The following is a 23,569-nucleotide window of genomic DNA, read 5'->3' on the forward strand; positions in this document are numbered from 1 at the left end:
ACCACCGCGCTCTCTTGAAGATGGCTCGCTCTGTTCGACATGACAGGGGTGTGTTTGCGCAGACCACCGCGCACTCTTGCCATTTCGCAGGCACGACAGCGCTCGAGCAATCTTAGCATAGCGAAGCTTTCTCAGCGCAGCCCCCACCAACCACGAATAACCGGCCTGCATCCCGACCAGCCCGGCTAGCAATGGGCCGAAACAAACTGCTCATTCCCGATCATTCTGCTGACGCCAGTTCCAGAGAATAACCGAAAGATAGCCGGCTGCCCCAATCGCAGCCCCCACCGACCACGAGTTACTGGCCTGCATCCCGACCAGTCCGGCCAGCAATGGGCCGACGGCAGCGATCAGGGGACGGAGATCGTCGCCGGGCGGGAGCGGCGCGCGCCGACGGCGGACACGAGGCTGACGTTCGTTCGGTAGCAGTTCGGACGGTTCAGTGTCATCATTCTCTTCGTCGTCTTCGGCCTCGAAAATAGCCGGGGGGAGCGGATTATCAACCGGTGGGTCGGCGCGCAATTCGGCTCGGTAGGCTTTCCGCCAGCGGTATGTGGGGCGACGGCGAGTTTCGTAGAGATGATACGCTGCTCGCTGTAAGAAGGCTGGTTGGCCGGCACTAAGCGCCATCAGTTCGCGCACCTCATCGACGCTAAACCGAGTTTCACCCTCGTCAAGGTAGCTGTCGAGCAGCATGCGCGCTTCGGCAAAGCTGAGTGGCCCGAGGCGGACGGTGGCAAACGGTTCGCTCAGCAGCGGCGGCGTACCACGTATTGCTCCGACGACCATCAAGTCGTAGGTCATCCGCTGACCATTCGGGCCGGCGACGCCGTGGTAGCCAGGCGCACTGCGTCGGGCTAGCCGCCCAAGGTGTTCGAGCAACTCCTCGCCCCAGCCGGCAGCAATCGCCGTTTCGACCCCATCGAGGCAGATAAGCACCGGTCGACCATTGGCGGCCAACCGACGCTCAAGCGCGGTGATAGTTGGTTCACTTCCACCGAGCGCACGCACAATGAGACTGTAGGTGGTTGTGGCATCAGGCAGTAACGCCAGATCGAGGTAAAAGGCATTGAGATCAGGTATTTCGAGCACTGCGCCGGCTGCTTGGGCCAAATGGGTCAATAACGACGAACGGCCACTACCACTCGGCCCATAGAGCAAGAGCGGTCGCCGGCGTTCGAGCTGCTCGCACGCTGCGCCCAACTCACGCCAACGCCCAACAAACTTCCCCGGATCGGTAATGCGACCACGTTCACCGAACGGATTGGTCATCGATATACCTCTCAGTGATACGGATGTTCAGCGATACTATGCCGTGCCGAACATCACTCCATTGCCGCACCTACGGCTGAAGATACCAGCGCTCGATATTCCACAAAAAGCGCGGCGTACTCAGATCAATTGGCCCATCGAGTGTGTACAGGCGTGTAGCGAGCACTACGGCGGTTCGGTCGACCCACAGGTAGAGATAGGGCAATTCGGTGGCGATCCGGCTCTGCACCTGAGCGATGGCGCTGCGCCGCTCTTCCCGGCCGTAGAGTTGGCGTGCAATCAACGCTTGTTCATCGTAGATCGGATCGTTAAATCCGACGAAATTGCGTGTCACCCGTGTATCAGCCGGCCCCTGTTCGAGCTGGCTAGAATGAAAGAGGGCAAAATCGTCGGGATCGTAGAACATCGTATCGCCGAACGTCGGGTCACCGGCTCCGTTGAGCCAACTGCCTAACAAGAGATCGAAGTCGTAGGGGGCAACATAGCGTGCGAGTATGACGGTGGCGAAATCGACCGGCTCGACCTCAATCTGTATCCCAATACTGGCAGCGATCTCTGCAATCCGCCGGGCTGCCACTACCCGCCGTTCGTCGTCATTACGCACATAAAGGCGGGCAATCAGCGGTACGCCTTCGCGCTGACGGATCGTAGCTCCCGGCGGCAACGTCCAACCGGCGGCATCGAGCAGTGCGCGTGCCGCCGGCAAATCACCCGACGTTACCGGTGGCGTCATATCCGCCCAACTCCCTGGCAACGCGCCATTCCCTACCGGTATTCCGCCGCCTTTGGTCGCCGTCTCTACCAAACGCGGCAAATCGATAGCCGTAGCTAAAGCTTGCCGTAAGCGCACATCGGCAAATGGCCGACCAGGACGGAGATTGAACGCCAGAAAATAGACCCCGTTTTCGGGAATACTGCCGCTGCGCAAGGAAGCTACATCGGCGAGCGCCTCTTGCGCGCCCCACGGCAATTCGGCCACAAGCAATTGACCATCGCGCAACGCACGTTGGGCCAGCACCGTTTCTGGAATCACCGACAACACCACCCGATCTAACAACGGCGCCCCGTGGTGATACTGCTCAAAGCGTTCGAGGGTCAAACTCACACCTGCTTGCCGTTCGATCAAGCGAAACGGGCCACTTCCGATCGGCTGATCGAGAAAGTTGATCTTGCTCACATCACGATCGGCGAAGAGGTGGCGCGGCAAGATCGGCACAGCCAATAAGCTAAGCATCGGCGCATAACGACTCCGTAGTTCGATGACGACCGTGCGCTCATCAATGGCCGAAGCGGTGGCAATATAACGTAGATCGGCTAACAATGCGGTACTAGTTTCGGGTAGATTACGCAACGCTTCGAGGGTAAAGAGCACATCGGCGGCGGTCAGTGGTTGACCATCGTGCCAGCGTAAGTTGGGGCGCAAGGTGAAGGTCAAGACGCGACCGCTTGCATCAATATCAAGTCGTTCGGCCAGATCGGGAGTTGGCCAGAGATCGGCATCAAGCCGCATCAACCCACTGTATAGTAAACCGATCAGATATTCCTCACCCCGTGAACGAGGCTGCCACGGTCGTATATCGGTAATATCAGCGCCAATGCGCAGGTTGAGTACTCCACCTCGCGGTAACGGTGATGGTGTTGGCGGTAGGGTTGGTGTCGGTGGTTCCGGTACGACCGGCGTGGGAGGAACCGTCCAACCACAAGCTGCCAGCCACACACTCACCACAATCAACATCAAACATCGGCGACCACGCTGAGGGAGCAGAGATAATTTCATATGCTACACATTATACTAACACTCATCTTGCCGGAACGGTTATTGACTCAAGCTTATGGTACAATACTATAGCGATCAGATACCATACTGTCCGGTCGAGATGGCACGGAAAGGGAAAAGCATGACCTCACGGCTGCATGAAGCGGAATCGATAGTCTGGAGCCGGTTAGCTCCTATCGGGCGTGGGCAAATGTTTCGCCGGCACAGCACGATATACACGCCGGCACAGCCGGCACAAGCACTCTACCTCCTCGAGCAGGGACAGGTAGGGCTGCATCTTGCTTCGCATGAAGGCCGTCTGCTAACCGTGCGCGTCGTCGAAAGTGGGCAGATGTTCGGTTTGAGTGCGCTTGAACGCGATACGGGATATGACACATTCGCCGAAGCATTGACACCGGTGAGAACACTGGTTGTTCCGCGGCCAGAAGCGTTGCGGCTGGTTGCGGCTGACGGTGAATTGGCAGCCGCCATGCTCGAACTGCTCGGTCAGCAACGGCTCATTGTGAGTCGTCGGATTGAGGAGGTTGCCTTCAAGTCGGTGCCGGCACGGTTGGCTTCGGTTTTGCTCGAGATGTCGGAAACACAGCCGGCGGCAGCACCACAACCAACACGTGTACCACGACGTACCCATCAACAGCTTGCCGATATGATTAATGCGTACCGCGAGACGGTGACCAAAGTGATCAACCAGTTTCGCGACGCACGTCTGCTCGACATCGATAGCTCAGGTATTACGCTGCTCAACCCGTCGCGGCTGCGTGAACTCGCCCAGAGCTAGGGAGTTGACTGTTTGGCCGGTGCATGATTTTTGCGCTTACGCATATGCTCGCGCCGTACCACTAATTTCCACCACAACCCGATCAGTTGCACGAAGGTGCGCCATAGCCGAGGGAAGTTAAAAAACTGGCTCTTGCCGTAGGTGCGGTGATAGTGATGCACCGGTACCTCGGCAAAGCGGTAACCGGCGTCTTGCAACTTCTTCACAAGCTCCAGACAGATCGTACCACTGTCCGATTCTAATTCAATGTCATCGAATACGTGACGGCGGATTAAGCGAAAATCGCAGTCGACATCACGCAATTTAAAGCCAAACAGAAACTTGACGGTATGATGGTAGATTCGCCCGATAATGATACGATGCAGTGGATCGCCACGGTCGATTTTCCAACCGTTAACAACATCAATGTCATCACGCAAAGCCGGTAGCAGCAGTTTTAACTCGCGTGGATCGTACTGGGCATCACCATCGGTGTAAAAGATAAGGTCTTTCGTTGCTTTGGCGAAGCCAACCCGTAATGCTCCCCCGTAGCCGAGTGCTTGCCGATGGGTGTAGACCCGCAATTTATCGTACCGCTTCGCCAGCGCCTCCAACACCTCGACCGTGTAATCGGTGCTACCATTTTCGACCACAATCACTTCGTAATCGTCGGTAATCTCTTCTAACGTCTCAATCACTGCAACAACCATACTACCGATCGTACCGGCATCGTTGCAGGCGGGGAAAAAGGCGCTGATACTCGGACGCTTGTCCATATCAAAACTCCTGTGCCGGCAAATGTCGTGCCGGCTGATTATACCATAGCGCACAAGCCCTATCGTTCTAACCATCATCACCGGCAATACAGTGTGTTATCATGCCACTAGCAGATAAGCAAAAGAGTGAGGAGTATGACAACCCTGGTTTGGTGGTTGCTAATCGCGATGGTCTTGCTATCAGGCTGGTACGTCGTAGCGTATCTGGTCGCGTTATACCATCTTCGTGAACGAATGCTGCTGGTTGCAGCCGCACAATGGCTGTTGGTGGGAATCGGTCTCGGTTCGATCATTCTCAACAACGGGACACCGGTCTTGGTATGGGTGATGACCCCTATGCTCATCGGCCTCGCCTTGGCCGGTATCTGGCGGCGACACCCGCGTGGCTTGGCGCTCGTGCTCCGTTCATACCCACGAGGAACGCTTGATATTCTGACATTTCGTCGACCGGTATTTGATTTGAAGCGCCGTGTGCGTACCAAGTAGCTATGCGTGACGAACTTATTGCCGCCCTGCTCGCTGTAGTTGATCCGACAATCGTGCTACGCCGTCCCGAAGAATTATTGCTCTACGAATATGACGGCTCAGCACTTGATCAGGGGACGCCGGAGGTCGTTGTTGTCCCTCGCACAACTGCTGAAGTGGCAGCTTGCGTTAGGGTGGCGGCACAGCTCGGCGTACCGATTGTTGCCCGCGGCGCCGGTACCGGTCTTGCCGGTGGTTCGGTGCCCGAACAGGGTGGTCTGGTCATTTCACTGGCCCGTCTCAATCGCATTCTTGCCATCGACCCAATATCCCGGACCGCACGTGTCCAATCCGGTGTGGTGAATAGTGATCTGAGCCTTGCCGCCAATGCGTATGGCCTCCATTTCGCCCCCGATCCGAGTAGCCAACGGGCGAGCACGATTGGTGGGAATATCGCGACCAATGCCGGTGGACCGCACTGTTTGAAATATGGGGTGACGACCAACCACGTCTTGGCAACCACGGTCGTGCTCGGCGATGGGCGTATTGTCGAGTTTGGTAGCGCTGCGCTCGATATGCCCGGCTACGATTTGCTTGGTGTGATTGTAGGTAGCGAAGGTACGCTCGGTATAGTCACCGAAGCGCTTGTCAAACTGACTCCTAACCCGGAAGCAGTGCAAACCTTCCTCGCTATTTACGATGATCTCGATGCGGCCAGCACAACGGTATCGGCCATTATTGCTCACGGCATTATCCCTGCGGCGCTGGAGATGTTAGTCGGGCAAGGTATTGCTGCGGTTGAAGCAGCGGTGCAGGCCGGCTATCCAGCTGATGCTCGGGCAGTCTTGTTAATCGAGATCGATGGTTTGAGTGAGGAGATAGCGGCGCAAGCTTACCAGATCGAGGCCCTCTGCCATCAACACGGTGTCCGCGAATTACGGGCGGCCCGTGATGAAGCCCAACGGGCTAAGTTGTGGGCCGGACGCAAAGGTGCATTGGCGGCGTGTGCCCGCATTGCCCCGCATTATCACATCCAAGACGGTGTAGTGCCACGTTCACGCTTACCCGAACTGCTCCGTCTTACCGAAGCAGTTGCTCAACGCCATCAGATCACGATTGTCAATATTTTTCACGCTGGAGATGGCAATCTTCATCCGCTGTTGCTCTTCGATGTACGCTATCCTGGTGCCTTAGAACGGGCGATTGCTGCAAGTGAAGAAATACTCCAGGCCTGTGTCGCTGCCGGCGGTACCATCAGCGGCGAACACGGGATCGGGATTGAAAAGCGCAATTATCTGGGGTGGATCTTCGGCCCTGCCGATCTATCCGCCTTTGCTGATGTGCGCGCCGTCTTTGATCCGAACGGGTTCATGAACCCCTGCAAGCTGTTACCCAGCGGTAGCAGTTGTGCCGATATTCGCTACGCGCGCGGTGCATTACGCGCTCTCGATCGGGGAGCATGGATTTAATACAGGCGCACCAATGCAAATCTCTGATACGCCTTCAATTGCGCTCCCGGCCGGCTACACGCTCGCCGGACAGCAACCACAGCGAGTCGTACAACCGACGACCATTGCCGAACTGGCAACAGTCGTTGGTGAAGCAGCCCGTACCCATACAGCGATAGTGCCATGGGGTGCTGGAAGCCGTCAGTGGCTGACCAATCCACCAACACGGTATGATGTCGCCCTCGATCTCCGTCGACTCGACCGGCTGATTGAGTACCACCCTGCCGATTTGGTAGTGATGGTCGAAGCCGGCGTCACGCTCGGTACAGTTCAATCGCACTTGGCTGCACAGGGCCAGTGGTTGCCGTGGGACCCCTTCGCACCACTCGATGCCACCATTGGCGGTTTGTTGGCGACGGCGGCATGGGGGCCATTGCGCTTAGGCTACGGTGGACCGCGTGAATGGTTGCTCGGGATGCAAGTTGTCCTCGGTGATGGCCGCCTCGTCCAGAGTGGTGGACGGGTGGTGAAAAACGTTGCCGGTTACGACACCCACAAACTGCACCTTGGCGCATTCGGCACGCTCGGCGTGATTGCGACGGCTACGTTCAAAGTCGCTCCCCTGCCAGAACAAATGTCGTCACTGCGGGTGACACTCCCAACCGTAACCGAAGCTCTGCACACCGCAACTGCGCTACGTCAACCACCGCTCCAACCGGTAGCTCTGATCATAACGGTTAACGAAACGGTAACGCTAACGGTGCGTTTTGCCGGCGTTGCTGCGGCAGTTGCGCGCCAACTTGCGCTAGCAGCGGATCGGTGTGGGCGTCATCGAGATGTGACCGTGCAACACGATGATCGCGTATGGTGGTCAACACCGGCTATGCCGCCACCGGATCAAACTCTCTGGCTGCGGATCGGCGTCCCTGATTATGGGTTGACGACAGCCGTAGACACAACGCTCCAGATTGCTCAACCCAACCTCACGATCTTTCCAGGTCTTGGCTTATGCTACGCACGGTGGCCGGTGGCGGCAGCTTCCCATCTCCCGGCATTACGGCAAACGTTAGGTGGGATCGGTGGCTATGTCGTCGTCGAATATGGCCCTCACGGGATCGATCGTTGGGGACCTCCACCGCCGAGTATCGATCTTATGCACACGCTCCGACAACGCTGGGACCCCGCAGGGATTCTTAATCCGGGCCGCTGGCTTATACCATAGGACAACAATTGCGCAGAACGTTGGATCGCAAAAGGAGAGCGTATGGCACTGATCGGTTCACTCATCGCATTAGGGGCAGCAATTGTCTTTGCAGGAGTAGCCATCGCTACCTTATGGGGCGGTTGGCAAGCGATACAACGTGAATTGCTGCGTGGATTTGTCACCACCAATCCCTCGATTGGTGAACGTATTTGGAGCATCCTCCTCACCGTACTACCCCTCGTTGGCGCCACACTGCTAGGCTTACTGGCAGCATGGCGCATTGCCCAAGTAGCATTTGGACTGGGATAAGGAGAAATATCTATGATCCGACCACGCCCGGTGGTATTAATCATTATGGACGGCTGGGGCGTTGCTCCACCCGGACCCGGCAACGCAGCCGATTTGGCCGATACACCACACGTAGACGAGTGGATGGCGACGTGTCCATTCACTACGCTGGGAGCATCAGGGTTGGATGTTGGGTTGCCTGAAGGACAAATCGGCAATTCTGAAGTTGGGCATCTCAATATCGGAGCCGGCTTTATCGTCTACCAAGAATTGACACGGATTAGTAAAGCGATTGCCGATGGTGATTTCTTCACTAATCCCGCTTTCTTACAAGCTATCGAACACGTCAAGCAGCACGATTCGGCGCTCCACTTGATGGGTTTGTTTGGTCCCGGTGGGGTGCATGCACACGAAGATCATCTGCATGCCCTCCTCGAATTAGCCCATCGCCAGCAGGTACGTCGCGTCTATTTGCACCTGTTCCTCGACGGACGTGATGTGCTACCACGCAGTGCGCTTGGCTTTCTCGACACGCTCGAAGGGGTTATCGCCCGTCTCGGCGTCGGTGTAATCGCCACCGTATCTGGTCGCTACTACGCGATGGATCGTGACAAGCGTTGGGAACGAACCGGACGCGCCTACGCAGCTTTAGTTGACGGGATCGGTGAGCGAGCAACGTCGGCGCGGGCTGCGATTGAAGCTGCTTACGCGAACGATATCAGTGACGAGTTTGTCTTACCAACGGTTATTGTCGATGCTCATGGTACACCGGTAGCAACGGTACGCGATGGTGACGCAGTCATTTTTACCAACTTCCGACCCGACCGCGGTCGCCAATTGACCCGTGCGTTCGTCGACCCTGACCTCAACGAACGGATTCGGCAACACTACAAACGGCAAAAGGCCGAAGGACAGCCGTTACCACCGCAGATTTGGCAGCGTGACCGCCAACTGCACGATCTGTGCTTTGTCACGATGACCCAGTATGAAGAGGGGTTGCCGGTCCTCGTCGCGTTTCCGCCACGGTATGTGACCACTCCGCTGGCTGCCGTCATCAGCCAGGCCGGGATGCGCCAATTCCACATTGCCGAAACCGAGAAGTATCCGCACGTTACCTTCTTTCTGAACGGGGGGCGCGAAGAGCCATTTCCTGGCGAAGATCGCCGACTCATTCCGTCGCCGAAAGTCGCTACTTACGACCTCAAGCCTGAAATGAGTGCTCCTGAAGTGACCGAAGCACTCTTACAAGCGATCATGAGCGATCAATATGACTTTATTGTCGTCAACTATGCCAACCCCGACATGGTTGGTCATACCGGCAGCATTCCGGCCGTTATCAAGGCGTGCGAGGCGGTTGACACTGGCTTGGCGCGGGTCGTACCGGCGATTCTCGAACGTGGTGGAGTTGCACTCGTGATCGCCGATCATGGTAATGCCGAGCAGATGATCGATCCGGAAACGGGGGGACCACATACCGCTCATACCACCAATCCAGCTCCGTGCTTTCTGGTCGGTGGCCCCGGCTACGGCAAAGATGCCATCCGTTTGCGCAACGGTGGGCGTTTGGCCGATGTTGCCCCCACGTTACTCGAACTGCTTAGATTGACACCACCGGCTGATATGACCGGACGGAGCTTGATTGTGCGCAACCAGCAGTAAACGGAGAGGGGCGGGTTATTCCCGCCCCTCCATCGCTCCGCGCAAGATGGCGTGAGTTGTTCATCCACCTTCACACCTGCCTTGGCAATCCTCGGTTCTGCTCGTCAGCTTGCGCGCGAGTGTAAGAAGGTCGCTCCGTCGGTAGCGACCTTTTTGCAATACAATAATGTGCAGCTTATCCAACATCTCCAATTCTTCGCGGCTGAGGATACGTGTCGTAATGACGATCACCGGCGTGCTCAACTCTTGACGGAGTTCCTGTAACATCGTCAGACCATCACAATCGGGTAACACCAGATCTAATATCACTAATCGCGGTCGTGCTGTATACCAAAGACGCCGACCCTCGGTACCACGAGCGGCTTCTAGCACAGACCAACCGTCGCTTTCCAACAAACGCCGAATCATCAATCGCGTCGACGCTTCATCCTCGATCACCAGTACCGTCAGATTGGTGGATTGCACACGAGGTACTATCGTCTGCAAAACTCGAACCACCTCATCTGGATCACCCGGCCATATCGCACGTAACACCCCAATATCACCGAGATCGACAGCACTCAGCCATACAATAGCAGTTTCCTCCCAACCGGCAGCACGTACCGTCACTTCCACTTCTGTTGGCGTCCGATCAACCGGCAGATCGATAAGGAGAGCCTTTGGTGGTTCAGCGCACTGACTTATCGCCTCGTCCAGTGAGGTGGCGCGCTGCACCCGCCAACCGACCCCTTCCAGCCTCGCCTGCAACAGACTTGCTTCATACACGGTAACTACCACAATATCGGTGGGAGACCGGTGATGGAGCAATACGATGTTCTCATCATCTGCATCCAAACGGGCAATCGGAATACGGATCGTAATAATTGTACCGCCCGGCACCAACGGTTGGATCACTAACGTTCCACCCATTAATTCACACAACTGACGACTTAACGCTAGTCCGTGACATGCATCACCATGACACAGGTCGGTCGGTGGAATAACAAATGGCGTTAAGAGGATCTGTACCTGCTCAGGAGACAACATTAACGAGTTATCACGGAGTATCACTTCAAACCACTCACGCTGTTCAGATCCATACCTACGAGCGTGCAGATGGATCACGCTACGCTGCGTCATCGTCGCAATAAAGCGGAAGGGGTGAATCAAGATCTGCCGCAAACGGTTCAGATCGGCAACCATCAGACCTAGATGATCAGGGCGTTTCAGTTCAAGGCGATTCTGATTGTGTTGCGCTAAAGGCATCAGTTCATCAACCACATTATCGAGCAACGTATCGAGCGCAAACGGTTCTGGCTGTAACGTCAACATACCGGCTTCGATTTTGGCGCTGTCGAGTAAGACATTTAGTCGTGCTAATAATCGGCGACCGGCTTGGGCAATCTTCCCGACATCTTCGGCGACAGCCGGCTGATCGCGCAGCACATCGCGCAGCGTTTCGCTCACGATAATAATCGTATTGAGTGGGCTGCGTAGATCGTAATCAAACCGAGCGAGAAAGACGGTTCGCTCACGATTAACGGTTTCAGCAACCTCTTTTGCCTGCCGCAACGAGGTGACCAATCGTACCCGTGTGATTGCTTGACCGACAAAACGGGCCGCAATCCCAAAATATGCAATCTCATCATCACGAAAGGCGTTGGCGGTTGGACGGTAGATCACAAGGAGTGCATGGGGCTGATCGTCAACCTGAATCACCGCCACGACTGCCGAACCTTGGGCTTCCGGCAGTGTACTGATTACGTGCTGGCTCAGATCGGGAATGTAGAGCGGACTACTCTGTGCCTGAAAGAGCGTTGGCGGTGTAGTTAGTCGTAACCATGGGTAATGCTGGTAGTTGTTCGTCACCTGTGGTATCCATAAACCGCTAGTTGGATCGTGCGTATAGACGCCGATCCGGTCGTCAATATCTTGGTTAGTTGCCAGCGTATCAACTAAACAGCGATAGATGGCTGTTTCGGTAGACTGACTATTCAGAGCCAGACTAAGGTCGACTAAGGTTTGGTCACGGCGATTACGCTGAAGTTCACGGGTAAGCAACGCCTCTTTTTCAGCCAGTGTAGCCTGGAGTTGAGCTGTTCGCTGCGCAACGCACTCCTCTAGACCGACAATCGTCTGATTGAGGGTTGTCGTCAATTGATACACGGCTCGCGCCTGTGTACCAATCTCGTCGGTACCAACTAAAGGGATCGTCGTATCACGCCAACCACTTGCGACGCGCTGTGCCGCCTGAGTTAATGTCACCAACGGTTGCGTGAAATAGCGATCAATAAACCAACCCGCGACGATAAAGATGGCAACGCTACCGATTATCAGCAAAGCACTCAATCCGTAGCCGATCTGCAAAGCAACGTTTAACTGTTCGTTGACCCGCTGTTGAGCAACCGCAATCGCTTGCGTTAGTCCCTGGATCGACGCACGTATATCGGTGGTGCAATAGTGCAGCACAAGGTTGCTACGATCTAATTCACGGTTCAGCTCGACGAGACGCAAAAATGTCTGTTCATACGCCGCAATTCCTCGCTGAACCGCCTCACGATTGTTTGCCGATAGTTGGGAAGATTGCATGCGCAGTCGACGCAGCCGTAACCGGACATTATCCACATATTCTTGTCGTAATGTCGCAAAGTACGCTTGTTCATCCAGGGCGAGCCGCAAATTCAACTCGTGCAGTTCATTACCATTCTGGGCAAGCAACAACCAAAGGGCACGACGATGATGTAACAATACCGACTCGATCCCGTCAGCATGCTGGCGTTGCTCTATTTGTGCAATCACCTGACCGACCGCTGTTTGATATTGAATAAGCAGACGCTCAATCTGGCCGATCCATGGCTCAACCTCGGCTATAGCCGTTCGCAACGATTTCAAGGTTGCCTGTGCTTGAAGCACCACCTGCATTGCCTCGGTGTACTCGACAATGAGCGCTGGGTCTACGCTGCGGTTATGAACAGCAATGTCAATGAGTTTCTGATCCAATTGACGGGCGTTCAAGAAGGTCGTTTCCAATCGAAACACCGCCTCACGCGCCTGAGCAATCTGTTGGCGATATTCACTAGCTTGTTGGTAGCAGAAGGCTTGCCACCATACCCCAACTACTGATACGATCAACAGTCCTGCCACTGCGCTTATAACACCGACGAACAACCGGCGATGTAAGCGTGGCACCGATCCGGTCATTGTTGTACCTCACGCCAGGCTCCTCGGTAGAGTTCACGCACCGATGGTAGCACATCAACCAGGCGAAACAGGCGACCCTCGTTTTCGAGCGATTGATACTCCTGCATAAGGGTTCGCAGCTCAGGATCGAGCCATGACCACGCAGTCCGATTAGGCGTGCTACTATAGGTGGTTTTCGCCAACATTGCACTGTTTTCAGGCTTTAAGATAAAGTTCATGAACTGCTCGGCAGCCGGCCGGTGACGCGCATCGATCGGGATACACATACTATCGGTCGCGAGGAGTGAACCTTCAGCAGGGATTTCAAACTGAATATCCGGATCGGTGGCGGCTCGTTGTAAGATGTCACCACTCCATTCCACGACAATGTCGGTACTCGCATTAGCGAGTAAATCTTGACCGTTATCAGCCGCAAAACCGGTAATCCGTTCAGCACGTTCACGCAACCAATCACGGGCAGCCCCAATTGCCGTCGGATCGCTGGTATTAGGACTGTAGCCGAGCTTAATCAAGACCATACCAAGCGTAGAGCGAGCATCATCGAGCAGAGTCAATCTCTCATTGTAATGAGGGTCAAAAACATCATCCCAACTTGTAATCGGGCGACCGGTTTTCGTGAGTTTATAGCCGAACCCGGCAACCCGCCATAGATAGGGAACACAAAAGCGATACTCTGGATCGAGATAGGTTCGACGATACACCGGATCAAGATGAGTTACATAAGAGAGTTGTTGTTGATCGAGAACGGCCAACTGCCCCTCATGGCGCAACTGTTCGACTAAGACATCGCTGACCACGATCAGATCGAAAGGTTAGGACGAGTTTGTGAGCAATCTGTACGCCTCTTCACTACTATTATACGTATGATAATCAATCGTAATATTTGTTTCGGCTGTAAACTGTTCAAGCAATTGTTGATCAATATACGTCACTCGATTGAGAACCCGTAAAATGATCGATGGTGGGATTGGTGTCGGTGGGAGTGGCGAGGCAGTACATCCGACCAACAGCCATATTAACAAACAGGTGGTACTACAAAGTAACCGCATTGATAAAATATTGTGCGTAACATTTTGGCCTTCTCCACGGTTTTCATGATAGCACGGCATTATTACCGGCCATGGAATCATGCCGAGCAACAGCCGTTACCATATGCGGCAGGATGAAAGCGGAGTATAATAAACGCCGCCTGCTCAACCCTGCCCCTATCACAGGAGTGATGTGTATGTCAGCTCGCCGTCAGCGCTGGGAGGTACGTCCACCGGCTCCCGCCACGTTCATCGCCCAACTAAACCTTCATCCCGTACTCGCGACCCTGCTATACCAGCGCGGGCTTCACGAACCGGAAGCAGCGCATGCGTTTCTGGCCGCCGATTACACCTCCGGATTGCACGATCCACTGCGCATGCGTGGTATGGCAGAAGCAGCAGCTCGGATCGCCACCGCCATCGATCGCGGTGAACGCATGGCCGTCTACGGCGACTTTGATGTTGATGGAGTCACGGCGGTTGCGCTGCTCATCCAGGCTATCCGAGCGATGGGAGGGAAGATCCGACCATACATTCCTCACCGGGCCCGCGAAGGTTATGGTCTCAACAATGTAGCAATCGGTCAGTTGGCTGCCGACGGTGTTCACCTGCTCATTACCGTCGATTGTGGTATCTCGAATGTGGCTGAAGTCGTTGAGGCCAACCGACTGGGGATGGATGTGATCGTAACCGACCATCACCACCCCCCAGATGAGTTACCATCGGCTTATGCCGTCATCAATCCCAAACAACCTGATTGCGCGTATCCCTTCAAAGGGCTGGTAGGTGTCGGCATTGCGTTCAAATTGGTGCAGGCACTGGCTCGTTACGGAAAACGTCCGGCTCACTTGCGTGGGCGTGATTTGCTCGATTTGGTTGCATTGGGAACAATAGCCGACATGGGGCCGCTCGTTGACGAGAATCGGGTATTGGTACGGGCAGGCTTACTTGCGCTGAACGAGACGAACCGACCCGGCGTGCGCTCATTGATCACGGTCGCCGGTCTGACGCCGGGTGCCGTCGATAGCGGAGGTGTTACCTTTAGTCTGGCTCCTCGCCTCAATGCTGCCGGTCGGCTCGACGATGCCCGCCGCGCCTATGAATTGCTACTCGCCGACGATCAGGCCACCGCCGATGCGATTGCGGCCGACTTGCATGCTACCAACCGTGAGCGACAGAGCATCACCCGTCAGTTACAGACAATAGCCGAAGAATTAGTCAATACAAGCGGTCGGGCTGATCAGCCCTTGATCGTGCTGACCAACCCGAACTTCAACGCCGGTCTCCTTGGTTTGGTCGCTGCACGGTTAGTCGAACGTTACCATCGCCCGGTAGTTGTCATCGAACAAGGTAACGAAACGTCACGCGGATCGGCACGGTCGATCCCCGGTGTCAATATCATCGAGCTGCTCGATCAGTGTGCCGACCTCTTCGTTCGCTACGGGGGACATACAGCCGCAGCCGGCTTTACCATCCATACCGCCAACATTCCGGTGTTCGAACAACGCCTGTTGGCGCTAGGGAAACAGTATCTGAAAGAAGAACTTCTAACGCCAAGGTTACTGATCGACGCGAAATTACCCCTCGATGAGCTGTCGTGGGATGTCTACCACGCTATCCAACAACTCGAACCGTTCGGGCATTGCAATCCAACACCGATGTTTATGGCTCCTAACGTGACGGTGATCGATCCGCAGACAACCACTACCGGCGATCATCTGCGTATGCGAGTACGCGCCGGTACTAACGTCTATGAAGCGATTGGGTTTAACTTCGGTCACTTCGCTGCTGCCCTCCAGCGTCATCCCATCGTCGACCTTGCCTACCAACTCGCGGTCGATGAATGGAACGGTCAGCGCCGGATGCGTCTGTTAGTACGTGATTTTCGGCGGGCAGGGCAAGGAGGGTAAGCGTTTTCCCTCACCGGTACGGCTCCAGGGCTTGTACTGCTCGTCGTTATGGTGCATACATCTGACGAAGCGTTATGTCTGTGCTGCCGCCCTGAGTGGCTCGGTACCAACCATGCGGCATTGGGAGTAAGCAGCGGTTCATGCCTGATGAACGTACCGCAGGAGGTCAGCGTATGTTCGAGCAGATTCGCACGCAAACCGATGCAGCGTGTAGAACCGTCGTCTATGCCTGTATCTCCGGTCACGAGCAACCGGATAAGTAACATCGACGGTAAGGTCGAGTGGATGGTCGGCACCCACCCGAATTGGCTCCTGCACTTTGATGAGAATGGCCATTTACGAAGCGCAGATGGCGATCATCTGGCATAGCGCAGCGTTCAAGCACTGCTTTTAGAAGTGTCCACTTCAGATCCGAACGTCTGCCGTACCGGTACACCGCGTTCAGCCAGATAACGTTTGACATCGGCGATGGAATAGTCACCAAAGTGAAAGATCGATGCCGCCAGCACTGCATCGGCGCCACCTTCAACGATGCCACGGTACATATCAGCGGGCGAACCCGCACCACCCGATGCGATCACCGGCACAGGCGAAATAGCAGTAATCGCTTGCAGTAGCTCAAGATCGTAACCGGTCCGCGCACCATCGGCATCCATGCTGTTGATGCAGATTTCGCCCGCACCGAGATCGATCCCACGCTTGATCCACGCAATAGCATCAAGTCCCGTCGGTCGTGGGTTAGCACCGGTATGGGTAAACACCTCCCAGCGCGGTGGTTCACCTGGTGCGTTAACCCGTTTGGCATCCACCGATAGCACGATACACTGACTACCAAACCGCCGGGCGCCTTCCGCAATCAGGTGCGGGTTGTAGACTGCCGCCGTATTGAGGCTGACTTTATCGGCGCCGGCCCGAAGCATGCGGTACATATCCTCAACACTACGCAACCCACCACCCACGGTCAGAGGGATAAATACCTCGGCGGCGGTTCGTTCTACGACCTCGACCATGATTGCTCGCTCATCGCTTGAGGCCGTAATGTCATAAAACACTAATTCATCGGCACCGGCGGCATTGTATGCAGCAGCCAATGCAACGGGATCGCCGGCGTCACGATGGTTGAGGAATTTCACCCCTTTCACCACCCGTCCGGCCTTCACATCAAGACATGGAATTATTCGTCGTGTTAACATAGCTCAGCTTTCGTATTTCACATGCTCAAACAGCAATTTCACCACGCTGCATCACCGACACGCCTATTTTGGGCGTACCTGCCCACGTCGGCCCCGCTCTTCAACGGGTGGCGCCGACTCAGATGTGGCGGCCTGTTGTTCTTGCGCTTCGTCGAGCAAGTATTGAGTAGCACGAACACCCCACAATGCCAGTAAAGCGACGGCAAACAACAAGAAGGGAACAACCAACACCACACTGCTCACCATCAAAACAAATCCCATCAGTAGCATTGTGATGAGGGTATAGACAGGCCGACTCATAACGAGAATCAGCGCATTACGCCCAATCTGACGGAGGGAAGGCCGCTCTTGAAGCACCATCAGCGGAAAAGCGTAGATAATCAGCGCCGACCAGAGCATAAGCAGATACAGAAAAAAGCCGATCAGCACTCCACCCAAGAGACCGGGCACCCCGGCGTAGAAGGCGAGATTCCAGAGAATCAACACAAAACCGGCCATCCAGATTCCATACAAGCGCCACGCCATCCCGGCGTAAGCCCACATCCCGGCAAAAAAGTCGCTCAGTTTACTGGCACGTCCTTCACTAATTCGCTTACTCAGTACATACAAGCCGGCAAACGCCGGCGCCGCCGGGATCACGCCGGCCAATGCCGCTGCCGCCGCCGGCACGGCGGCATTGCTCACCATAGCCACGTAAGCAATGCTGAAGAGGGGAATGCTCAGGGCAGCCCAAATGATATTGGCAAATGTCAGCAACAAAAACTCATCAAACAAATCGCGCACTGCGGCCCAGAATACACGAAACGGTGCGGTAATACTCGCCAAAGATAAAAACGATTCGCGTTGCATCATCGTAACTCAATAAAAAATGGAATCTATTACGCTCAGATACGCATCGGATGGATTGTCAAACCATGCCGCTATAACTGACCTCTCAGCGATCTACTGCCATGCAAGCGAGACTAATTATGAAGTATTGTACTGCTATTTCGCGGAAAAGGCGAGCTGGCTACTCCTGAAAAAACATGCGCATCCGAATCAACGTAGTCACGAAAAACCGATGAGCCGGTATGGATCAATACAAATGTCGGGTTTTACAAATAATGCTGCATGTATTGCCGAGCACATGGTCCCGACCAAAAGGATGGTTTCCGTGCGAACGTTACTGCTCCTTACGGTGCATCTTCAGCCCACAAAACGACCACCCGCCGCTCGTTGAGCGCAAATAGACCGTGATCGAACGGTGCGTCGCTAAGTGAACGCCAACCGACAACTTCTTGGCCTCGCACATCGTAAATGGCAAAATCACCGCTAATTGCACCGTTGGTAAAATAGCGCGCTTGTGGCCCAACGAGCGCCAATACCCGTTCGGCCAACTCCTTCGCTTGGGCGACCGGAACGATCTCATCAGGATAGGCGAGATCGTGAGCAATGATGTGTGTCAAAATCTTGGACGCAATCCGCCGCGGCACTTCGATCCAGTGCGGCCCAAGTGGTTGAAAGTCTAGCGCGCGCGCAGCAGCATCGAGCGCTTCGTTCGTATCACGCGGTGGCCGGAGCATACGGAAAGCTGCGCCGGTGAGAGGGTAACTCTGGGCACGCGCTGTCTCTATTGCTATCCATAAGCCCTCAATCGCCGGATCGGTCTCGAGTTCTAATAGATCAGACATAACGCCTCTCTTCATAACGGTTCCGATCACATCATAACAAATCTTGATCGGTTTGTAGGGAGTAAGCTCAGGTGGGATGCCGGCAATCACATTCGCAGTTGTCGGTTGATCTCACGGCATACTCGTTGGTCGCCGCACTCGATTCAAAGCGACGTAACCGATACGCGGCGCGAGGTGGTATGATGAGAAGAGCATCTTGCCGCGTGTACCGTCCTTGTCGCCGGTACTCAGAGAGGAGACATTGCCACATGGATGCACCTGCAACTTCTACAATCGACCAGTTGTGTGCCAACGCCATCCGCGCCTTGGCAATTGATGCCGTTCAGCAAGCCAATAGTGGTCATCCCGGTCTACCGCTCGGTATGGCCGATGCGGCTTACGTGCTCTGGACGCGCTTTCTCAAGCACAACCCTTCCGACCCTCACTGGCCCAACCGTGACCGCTTCGTGCTCTCCGCCGGTCATGGCTCGATGTTACTCTATGCTCTCTTACACCTCACCGGCTACGATCTGCCGCTTGATGAATTGAAACGGTTTCGGCAATGGGGAAGCCGTACTCCCGGTCATCCCGAATATCACGAAACACCGGGTGTTGAGATGACGACCGGCCCATTGGGACAAGGCATCGCCACTGCTGTTGGGATGGCGATTGCCGAGCGCTGGCTGGCAACGAAATTTAACCGCGTCGGCTTTCCCATCGTCGATCACTATACCTACGTTATTGCCAGCGATGGTGATTTGATGGAAGGGATTTCTCACGAGGCAGCTAGCTTGGCCGGTCACCTTCGCTTGGGTAAGTTGATCGTGCTTTACGATAGCAACGGTATTTCGCTCGTCGGACCGACCAACTTAGCGTGGAGTGAAAACGTGGCCGAACGCTTTGCCGCTTATGGCTGGCAAGTCCTCTACGCCGATGGCCACAATATGGCCGCCGTTGCCCTAGCACTTGCCGAAGCCATTGCCGATAGCGAACGTCCATCGCTGATCATCACCCGCACCGTGATCGGTTACGGTAGTCCGCGTGCCGGTAGCCATAAGGCCCATGGTGAGCCACTCGGTGCAGAGGGGGTGCGCTTGACCAAAGAGGCATTAGGGTGGCCGACCGAACCACCGTTCTACGTGCCTGATGAAGTCTATGACCACATGCAATTGGCCGTTGAGATTGGCGAGGTGCGCCAACGCGAATGGGAGGCGATGCTGAAACGGTACCGAGCCGCCTATCCCGATCTGGCCCTCGAATGGGATTTGTTGCAATCGGGTGGGTTGCCAACCGGTTGGGAAACAGCCTTGCCGATCTTTCCGCCCGACCCGAAGGCGAAGGGGACGCGCGTAGCGTCGGGTGCTGTTCTGCAAGCTCTTGTGCCGGTTATACCCGGTTTGCTCGGCGGCTCAGCCGATCTACACACCTCGGATTTTACCTATCTGGAAGGGCTAGGCTCGATCAGCGGTGATAATTTCAATGCGCGCAACCTTCATTTCGGTGTGCGTGAGCATGCAATGGGCGCGATCCTCAACGGTATGGCGTTGCACGGTGGCATTATTCCCTACGGTGGTACCTTCCTCGTTTTCAGCGATTATATGCGACCCGCCATCCGGCTCGCAGCCCTGATGAAGCTGCGCGTCATCTACGTCCTCACCCACGATAGCATCGGTGTTGGTGAAGATGGTCCCACCCATCAGCCGATTGAACATCTGGTAGCGTTGCGAGCTATTCCCAACCTACTTGTGGTGCGACCGGGTGATGCCAACGAAGTAGCGATGGCATGGCGCTTGGCGCTGACCCGCACTGATGGTCCAACGGCAATTATTCTGTCACGCCAGAATGTACCAACGCTTGACCGCAGCCAGTTAGGGGCAGCCGATGGTGTGTTGTATGGCGGCTATGTCTTACGCGCTGCCGATCCGGTGCAAGCGATCATCATTGCTACCGGTTCGGAAGTGGCGCTGGCGTTGGCAGCGGCCGATCAATTGGCGACCGAGGGTATCGCCGTACAGGTGGTCAGTATGCCATGCCGTGAGTTGTTCGATCGGCAAGACCACGCCTATCGCGATCGCGTACTGCCACCTTCCGTCAAGGCCCGTGTTGCGGTTGAAGCGGGACGGTCGCTGGGTTGGGAGCGCTACGTTGGTTGTGAGGGTGCGATTATTGGAGTTGATCGCTTCGGCGCCTCTGCACCATTCCAGCGTATCTACACTGAGTTTGGCTTTACCGTCGAGCAGATTGTGGCAACGGTAAAATCACAGTTATCACGCCATCACCAATCCTGAAACTTCCGCTTGATCTGTGATGTGATGAGCTTGGGCAGCCACGAAGGGCTGCCCGTTTCTGTTGATAACGGTTTTGTCATTACTCTTTGTTGCTTCTATTCACCAGCACTACATACTCGCTTGTTACCTTAGAGTGTAAGCACTTCCCCATCCCACAATCATTCTCTGCGTTTGTCTTGCTCAGTTGCATCATGAGGAGAAAGTATGCGTTGGTGGCAGCCACTTGTAGTCATGCTGGTTATTACTTGGATTATTGGAGATCATCCGCTGACGGTACATGCGCGCTCAATCGTTTCGCCGGATACCGCGGTGAAGATTACGCTCAACAGTGTGATCGGCGATAGCGATGAACGTATCAGCTTCGCTGCACCGACCTTAGATGCATTTGAGCCGGATGTAGCCTACAATCCGATTACCAACCAGTATCTGGTTGTATTCGTCCGTCCACGGGCCGGTGGTGGGACAAACGAATTCGAGATTTATGGTCAGTTTGTTGATGCTGTGACCGGCGTTTTGCTTCCACCATCAGCTCCTGGCGCCGAAGTGAGTGGAACGGCATTTCGGATTAGCCGCAACGGGAACGATCTTGCGAACGATCCGTTTGATGCTTACAGCCCGGTGGTGAGCTACAGTGCGCGTGATAATGTCTTTCTCGTTGCATGGACTGCCGATAATACGAATCCGCTGATCGACTGTGCTAATCCTAGCGCCGGTCGTGCTGGCTATCGTGCTGCCGGTGCTTTCGAGATATATGTGCAGGTGGTAGCGGCTGACGGCGATCTGCTGATTCGCGATACGTGTGGTAATCCCCAGGATGACCGCATCTCTGAGATTAATGTTCTGTTCTACCGCACCAATTTCGCGGGGCGAACACCAGATTGGGATGCTTTCTCGCCGTCAGTGGCTTACAATTCGCAGAACGGTGAGTTTCTGATTTGTTGGTCTGATGATCGGGCGAATGGTTTTCTGAGCCAGAGTTTTGCCGAACAGGGTGGCGAGTTTGAGATCCGTTGTCAGCGCTTTTCACTCGATCCGCATCCTACCCGTCGCTTCATTGGGCAGATCGGACCTAATGATTTTCTCGTCAGCCGTGCCGGTTTCGATGTGAGCAATCCCGCTACGCGGCCCGACTACGATGCAGTTACACCGGCGATTGCTTACAACAGCGTCGATAACCAATGGTTCGTGGTCTGGTCGGCAGATAATAACGCGATCGGGGTGGAAGACGGTGAGTTTGAAATTTATGGGCAGATATTGGCCGCTGATGGCACACAAGCCCATCTTTTACCAGGTATTGGATCGAATTATCGCGACGATCACCGTATCAGCTTCGTTGGTGAAAACAACGGTTGTGCGGATGCAAGCTGCGATGCCTACCGCCCGGCGGTTGCCCACAATCCCGACCGTAATCAGTATCTAGTTGCTTGGTTTGGTGATAATACGAACGGGTTTGAAGAGGTATATGTCAGTTTACGGCAACCGACCGGTTTCGGTACAAGCGTGAGTAACCAGCGGGTCAGTTTTAGTTCCAACGGTACTGATAACCGTTTCAAGGGTCTCGATGTCGATCTCGCCTACGACCCGTATCAGCGAGAGTGGCTCGTCGTGTGGCGCAGCGATCCTACCGTTAATGATCGATTCGAGATTTACGGTCAACGCTTCAACGCCGATACCGATGGTAGTACGCCGCTCACACCGGTTGGCGGTGGTAATTTCTTGATTGGTAGCACACCAGTGCTTGCACCATCTGCGTTTCAAGCTAGTTCAAGCGGATTAGCTCGCCCGCTACCGAACGGTGAGGCCGAAACCCCTCCTTCAACGTTGTATAACCCGGTGAATTGGCATCGTGTCGCGCCACGCCTTGTAGCCACCGGTACCGGTCGTTTTATGACGGTGTGGAGCAGTTATCTCAACGGTGTACCCGCTAACCGTCAATTCGAGATTTTTGGACGACGGCTTAGTTTCGTTCCTCCAACGGTGCAGAGTGCAGCATGGAGTGATGGTTCGGCTGCAAGCGTTCTCAACGATGGTGACCTGATCAGCGGTACAGTCAACGAGTTACGTCTCACGTTTGCCGAGCTGTTGCGTAACGGCAACGATTCGGCCAATTATCGCCTTTTCAGTGGTGCTGCTACCACATGCGATGCCGCTAATCCTAATTTGCTGGCCGGTGTTCGTGTTGATGGTGCGACGACTATTGTTACCACGACCGCTCAACCGTTACCCGATGGCCAATATAGCTTGTTGGCCTGTGCTACCTTGACGAGCGTGGGCGGTATTCCCCTAGGTAGTGACGTGTCGCTCTTTTTCACTATTGATACAACTGCACCCGTTCTGAATCTTCCTGATGCTACTACCATCGAAGCCACCGGCCCGGCCGGAGTGCCGGTCACCTTCACCGCCACCGCCGTTGATGCAGTCAGCGGGGCGGTCGCCGTCACCTGCACGCCGGCCAGCGGCAGCACCTTCCCCCTCGGCACCACCACCGTCACCTGTACGGCTACCGATGCCGCCGGCAACACCGCTTCCGGTAGTTTTCCGGTCACCGTCGGCGACACGACCGCGCCCACTCTGACGCTGCCGCCAAACCTGACGCGCGAAGCCACCGGCCCGGCCGGAGTGCCGGTCACCTTCACCGCCACCGCCGTTGATGCAGTCAGCGGGGCGGTCGCCGT

18 protein-coding genes are annotated in these 23,569 nt (G+C 55.3%); 10 read left to right on the plus strand and 8 right to left on the minus strand.

Annotation, left to right across the window (positions count from 1 at the left end; genetic code table 11):
* Nucleotides 1–210 precede the first annotated feature (210 nt).
* Both AC01ZF_RS10590 and AC01ZF_RS10595 read right to left on the minus strand, forming a co-directional pair.
* Nucleotides 211–1,272 carry an ATP-binding protein gene (locus AC01ZF_RS10590; RefSeq protein WP_424675182.1) on the minus strand — a complete coding sequence of 354 codons (1,062 nt, stop codon included), beginning with the start codon at nt 1,270–1,272 and terminating at the stop codon, nt 211–213.
* Nucleotides 1,273–1,342: 70 nt separating this feature from the next.
* A complete protein-coding gene (locus AC01ZF_RS10595) occupies nt 1,343–3,049 on the minus strand; it encodes a peptide ABC transporter substrate-binding protein (protein ID WP_424675181.1) in 1,707 nt (568 codons plus the stop codon).
* 121 nt (nt 3,050–3,170) lie between these two features.
* Between AC01ZF_RS10595 and AC01ZF_RS10600 the strand changes: the two genes are divergently transcribed.
* Entirely contained in the window at nt 3,171–3,827 is a 657-nt protein-coding gene (locus AC01ZF_RS10600; RefSeq protein ID WP_428132617.1) for a Crp/Fnr family transcriptional regulator, read from the plus strand.
* On the opposite strand, the gene AC01ZF_RS10605 is transcribed toward AC01ZF_RS10600, so the two are convergent.
* Complete coding sequence (locus AC01ZF_RS10605; RefSeq protein ID WP_476575344.1) at nt 3,824–4,582, minus strand: glycosyltransferase family 2 protein; 759 nt, start codon at nt 4,580–4,582, stop codon at nt 3,824–3,826. The genes AC01ZF_RS10600 and AC01ZF_RS10605 overlap by 4 nt on opposite strands.
* A 135-nt stretch (nt 4,583–4,717) precedes the next feature.
* Between AC01ZF_RS10605 and AC01ZF_RS10610 the strand changes: the two genes are divergently transcribed.
* Genes AC01ZF_RS10610 through gpmI form a run of 5 tightly spaced genes read left to right on the plus strand, consistent with a single transcriptional unit; the run spans nt 4,718 to nt 9,646 of the window.
* Nucleotides 4,718–5,068 (plus strand): hypothetical protein, encoded by a 351-nt coding sequence (locus AC01ZF_RS10610; protein WP_424675179.1) that lies wholly within the window; start codon nt 4,718–4,720, stop codon nt 5,066–5,068.
* A 2-nt stretch (nt 5,069–5,070) separates the two neighbouring features.
* Nucleotides 5,071–6,516: an FAD-binding oxidoreductase gene (locus AC01ZF_RS10615; protein ID WP_424675178.1), complete on the plus strand. Its 1,446-nt coding sequence runs from the start codon at nt 5,071–5,073 to the stop codon at nt 6,514–6,516.
* Between the two features lie 13 nt (nt 6,517–6,529).
* Nucleotides 6,530–7,717, plus strand: a complete 1,188-nt coding sequence (locus tag AC01ZF_RS10620) for an FAD-binding oxidoreductase (RefSeq protein WP_424675177.1) — start codon at nt 6,530–6,532, stop codon at nt 7,715–7,717.
* Nucleotides 7,718–7,759: 42 nt separating this feature from the next.
* Complete coding sequence (locus tag AC01ZF_RS10625; protein WP_424675176.1) at nt 7,760–8,008, plus strand: hypothetical protein; 249 nt, start codon at nt 7,760–7,762, stop codon at nt 8,006–8,008.
* A gap of 12 nt (nt 8,009–8,020) precedes the next feature.
* Entirely contained in the window at nt 8,021–9,646 is a 1,626-nt protein-coding gene (gpmI, locus tag AC01ZF_RS10630; protein WP_424675175.1) for a 2,3-bisphosphoglycerate-independent phosphoglycerate mutase, read from the plus strand.
* 60 nt (nt 9,647–9,706) lie between these two features.
* Here gpmI and AC01ZF_RS10635 read toward each other — a convergent pair whose 3' ends face one another.
* Nucleotides 9,707–12,826, minus strand: coding sequence for a response regulator (locus AC01ZF_RS10635; RefSeq protein WP_476575345.1), 3,120 nt, complete (start codon nt 12,824–12,826; stop codon nt 9,707–9,709).
* Complete coding sequence (locus AC01ZF_RS10640) at nt 12,823–13,623, minus strand: polyamine ABC transporter substrate-binding protein (RefSeq protein ID WP_476575346.1); 801 nt, start codon at nt 13,621–13,623, stop codon at nt 12,823–12,825. The genes AC01ZF_RS10635 and AC01ZF_RS10640 overlap by 4 nt, the downstream gene beginning before the upstream one ends.
* Before the next feature lie 428 nt (nt 13,624–14,051).
* Here AC01ZF_RS10640 and recJ point away from each other — a divergent pair, with 428 nt between their 5' ends.
* Nucleotides 14,052–15,764, plus strand: coding sequence for a single-stranded-DNA-specific exonuclease RecJ (gene recJ, locus AC01ZF_RS10645; protein ID WP_424675172.1), 1,713 nt, complete (start codon nt 14,052–14,054; stop codon nt 15,762–15,764).
* A gap of 140 nt (nt 15,765–15,904) precedes the next feature.
* Nucleotides 15,905–16,027, plus strand: coding sequence for a hypothetical protein (locus AC01ZF_RS10650; protein WP_424675171.1), 123 nt, complete (start codon nt 15,905–15,907; stop codon nt 16,025–16,027).
* Nucleotides 16,028–16,141: 114 nt separating this feature from the next.
* Here the strand turns inward: AC01ZF_RS10650 and hisF are convergent, their stop codons facing one another.
* From hisF to AC01ZF_RS10665, 3 genes are all read right to left on the minus strand, one after another.
* A complete protein-coding gene (hisF, locus tag AC01ZF_RS10655; protein ID WP_424675170.1) occupies nt 16,142–16,957 on the minus strand; it encodes an imidazole glycerol phosphate synthase subunit HisF in 816 nt (271 codons plus the stop codon).
* Nucleotides 16,958–17,020: 63 nt separating this feature from the next.
* Nucleotides 17,021–17,809: a YesL family protein gene (locus tag AC01ZF_RS10660; protein WP_424675169.1), complete on the minus strand. Its 789-nt coding sequence runs from the start codon at nt 17,807–17,809 to the stop codon at nt 17,021–17,023.
* Between the two features lie 320 nt (nt 17,810–18,129).
* Entirely contained in the window at nt 18,130–18,627 is a 498-nt protein-coding gene (locus AC01ZF_RS10665) for a hypothetical protein (protein ID WP_424675168.1), read from the minus strand.
* Between the two features lie 248 nt (nt 18,628–18,875).
* On the opposite strand from AC01ZF_RS10665, the gene tkt reads away from it, so the two are divergent.
* Together tkt and AC01ZF_RS10675 are read left to right on the plus strand one after the other, a co-directional pair.
* Nucleotides 18,876–20,894 carry a transketolase gene (tkt, locus tag AC01ZF_RS10670; RefSeq protein ID WP_424675167.1) on the plus strand — a complete coding sequence of 673 codons (2,019 nt, stop codon included), beginning with the start codon at nt 18,876–18,878 and terminating at the stop codon, nt 20,892–20,894.
* A 204-nt stretch (nt 20,895–21,098) separates the two neighbouring features.
* Nucleotides 21,099–23,569 (plus strand): HYR domain-containing protein (locus AC01ZF_RS10675; RefSeq protein ID WP_476575347.1); only part of this gene is annotated, 2,471 nt, incomplete at its 3' end.

The sequence above is a fragment of the Chloroflexus sp. genome (assembly GCF_056331925.1).

Coding starts and splice junctions, on each gene's coding strand:
- tkt (WP_424675167.1), top strand. CDS start 18,876: ATGGATGCACCTGCAACTTCTACAATCGACCAGTTGTGTGCCAACGCC.
- AC01ZF_RS10620 (WP_424675177.1), top strand. CDS start 6,530: ATGCAAATCTCTGATACGCCTTCAATTGCGCTCCCGGCCGGCTACACG.
- AC01ZF_RS10600 (WP_428132617.1), top strand. CDS start 3,171: ATGACCTCACGGCTGCATGAAGCGGAATCGATAGTCTGGAGCCGGTTA.
- gpmI (WP_424675175.1), top strand. CDS start 8,021: ATGATCCGACCACGCCCGGTGGTATTAATCATTATGGACGGCTGGGGC.
- AC01ZF_RS10590 (WP_424675182.1), bottom strand. CDS start 1,272: ATGACCAATCCGTTCGGTGAACGTGGTCGCATTACCGATCCGGGGAAG.
- AC01ZF_RS10615 (WP_424675178.1), top strand. CDS start 5,071: ATGCGTGACGAACTTATTGCCGCCCTGCTCGCTGTAGTTGATCCGACA.
- AC01ZF_RS10605 (WP_476575344.1), bottom strand. CDS start 4,582: ATGGACAAGCGTCCGAGTATCAGCGCCTTTTTCCCCGCCTGCAACGAT.
- AC01ZF_RS10625 (WP_424675176.1), top strand. CDS start 7,760: ATGGCACTGATCGGTTCACTCATCGCATTAGGGGCAGCAATTGTCTTT.
- AC01ZF_RS10650 (WP_424675171.1), top strand. CDS start 15,905: ATGCCTGATGAACGTACCGCAGGAGGTCAGCGTATGTTCGAGCAGATT.
- AC01ZF_RS10665 (WP_424675168.1), bottom strand. CDS start 18,627: ATGTCTGATCTATTAGAACTCGAGACCGATCCGGCGATTGAGGGCTTA.
- AC01ZF_RS10660 (WP_424675169.1), bottom strand. CDS start 17,809: ATGATGCAACGCGAATCGTTTTTATCTTTGGCGAGTATTACCGCACCG.
- AC01ZF_RS10595 (WP_424675181.1), bottom strand. CDS start 3,049: ATGAAATTATCTCTGCTCCCTCAGCGTGGTCGCCGATGTTTGATGTTG.
- AC01ZF_RS10610 (WP_424675179.1), top strand. CDS start 4,718: ATGACAACCCTGGTTTGGTGGTTGCTAATCGCGATGGTCTTGCTATCA.
- recJ (WP_424675172.1), top strand. CDS start 14,052: ATGTCAGCTCGCCGTCAGCGCTGGGAGGTACGTCCACCGGCTCCCGCC.
- hisF (WP_424675170.1), bottom strand. CDS start 16,957: ATGTTAACACGACGAATAATTCCATGTCTTGATGTGAAGGCCGGACGG.
- AC01ZF_RS10635 (WP_476575345.1), bottom strand. CDS start 12,826: ATGACCGGATCGGTGCCACGCTTACATCGCCGGTTGTTCGTCGGTGTT.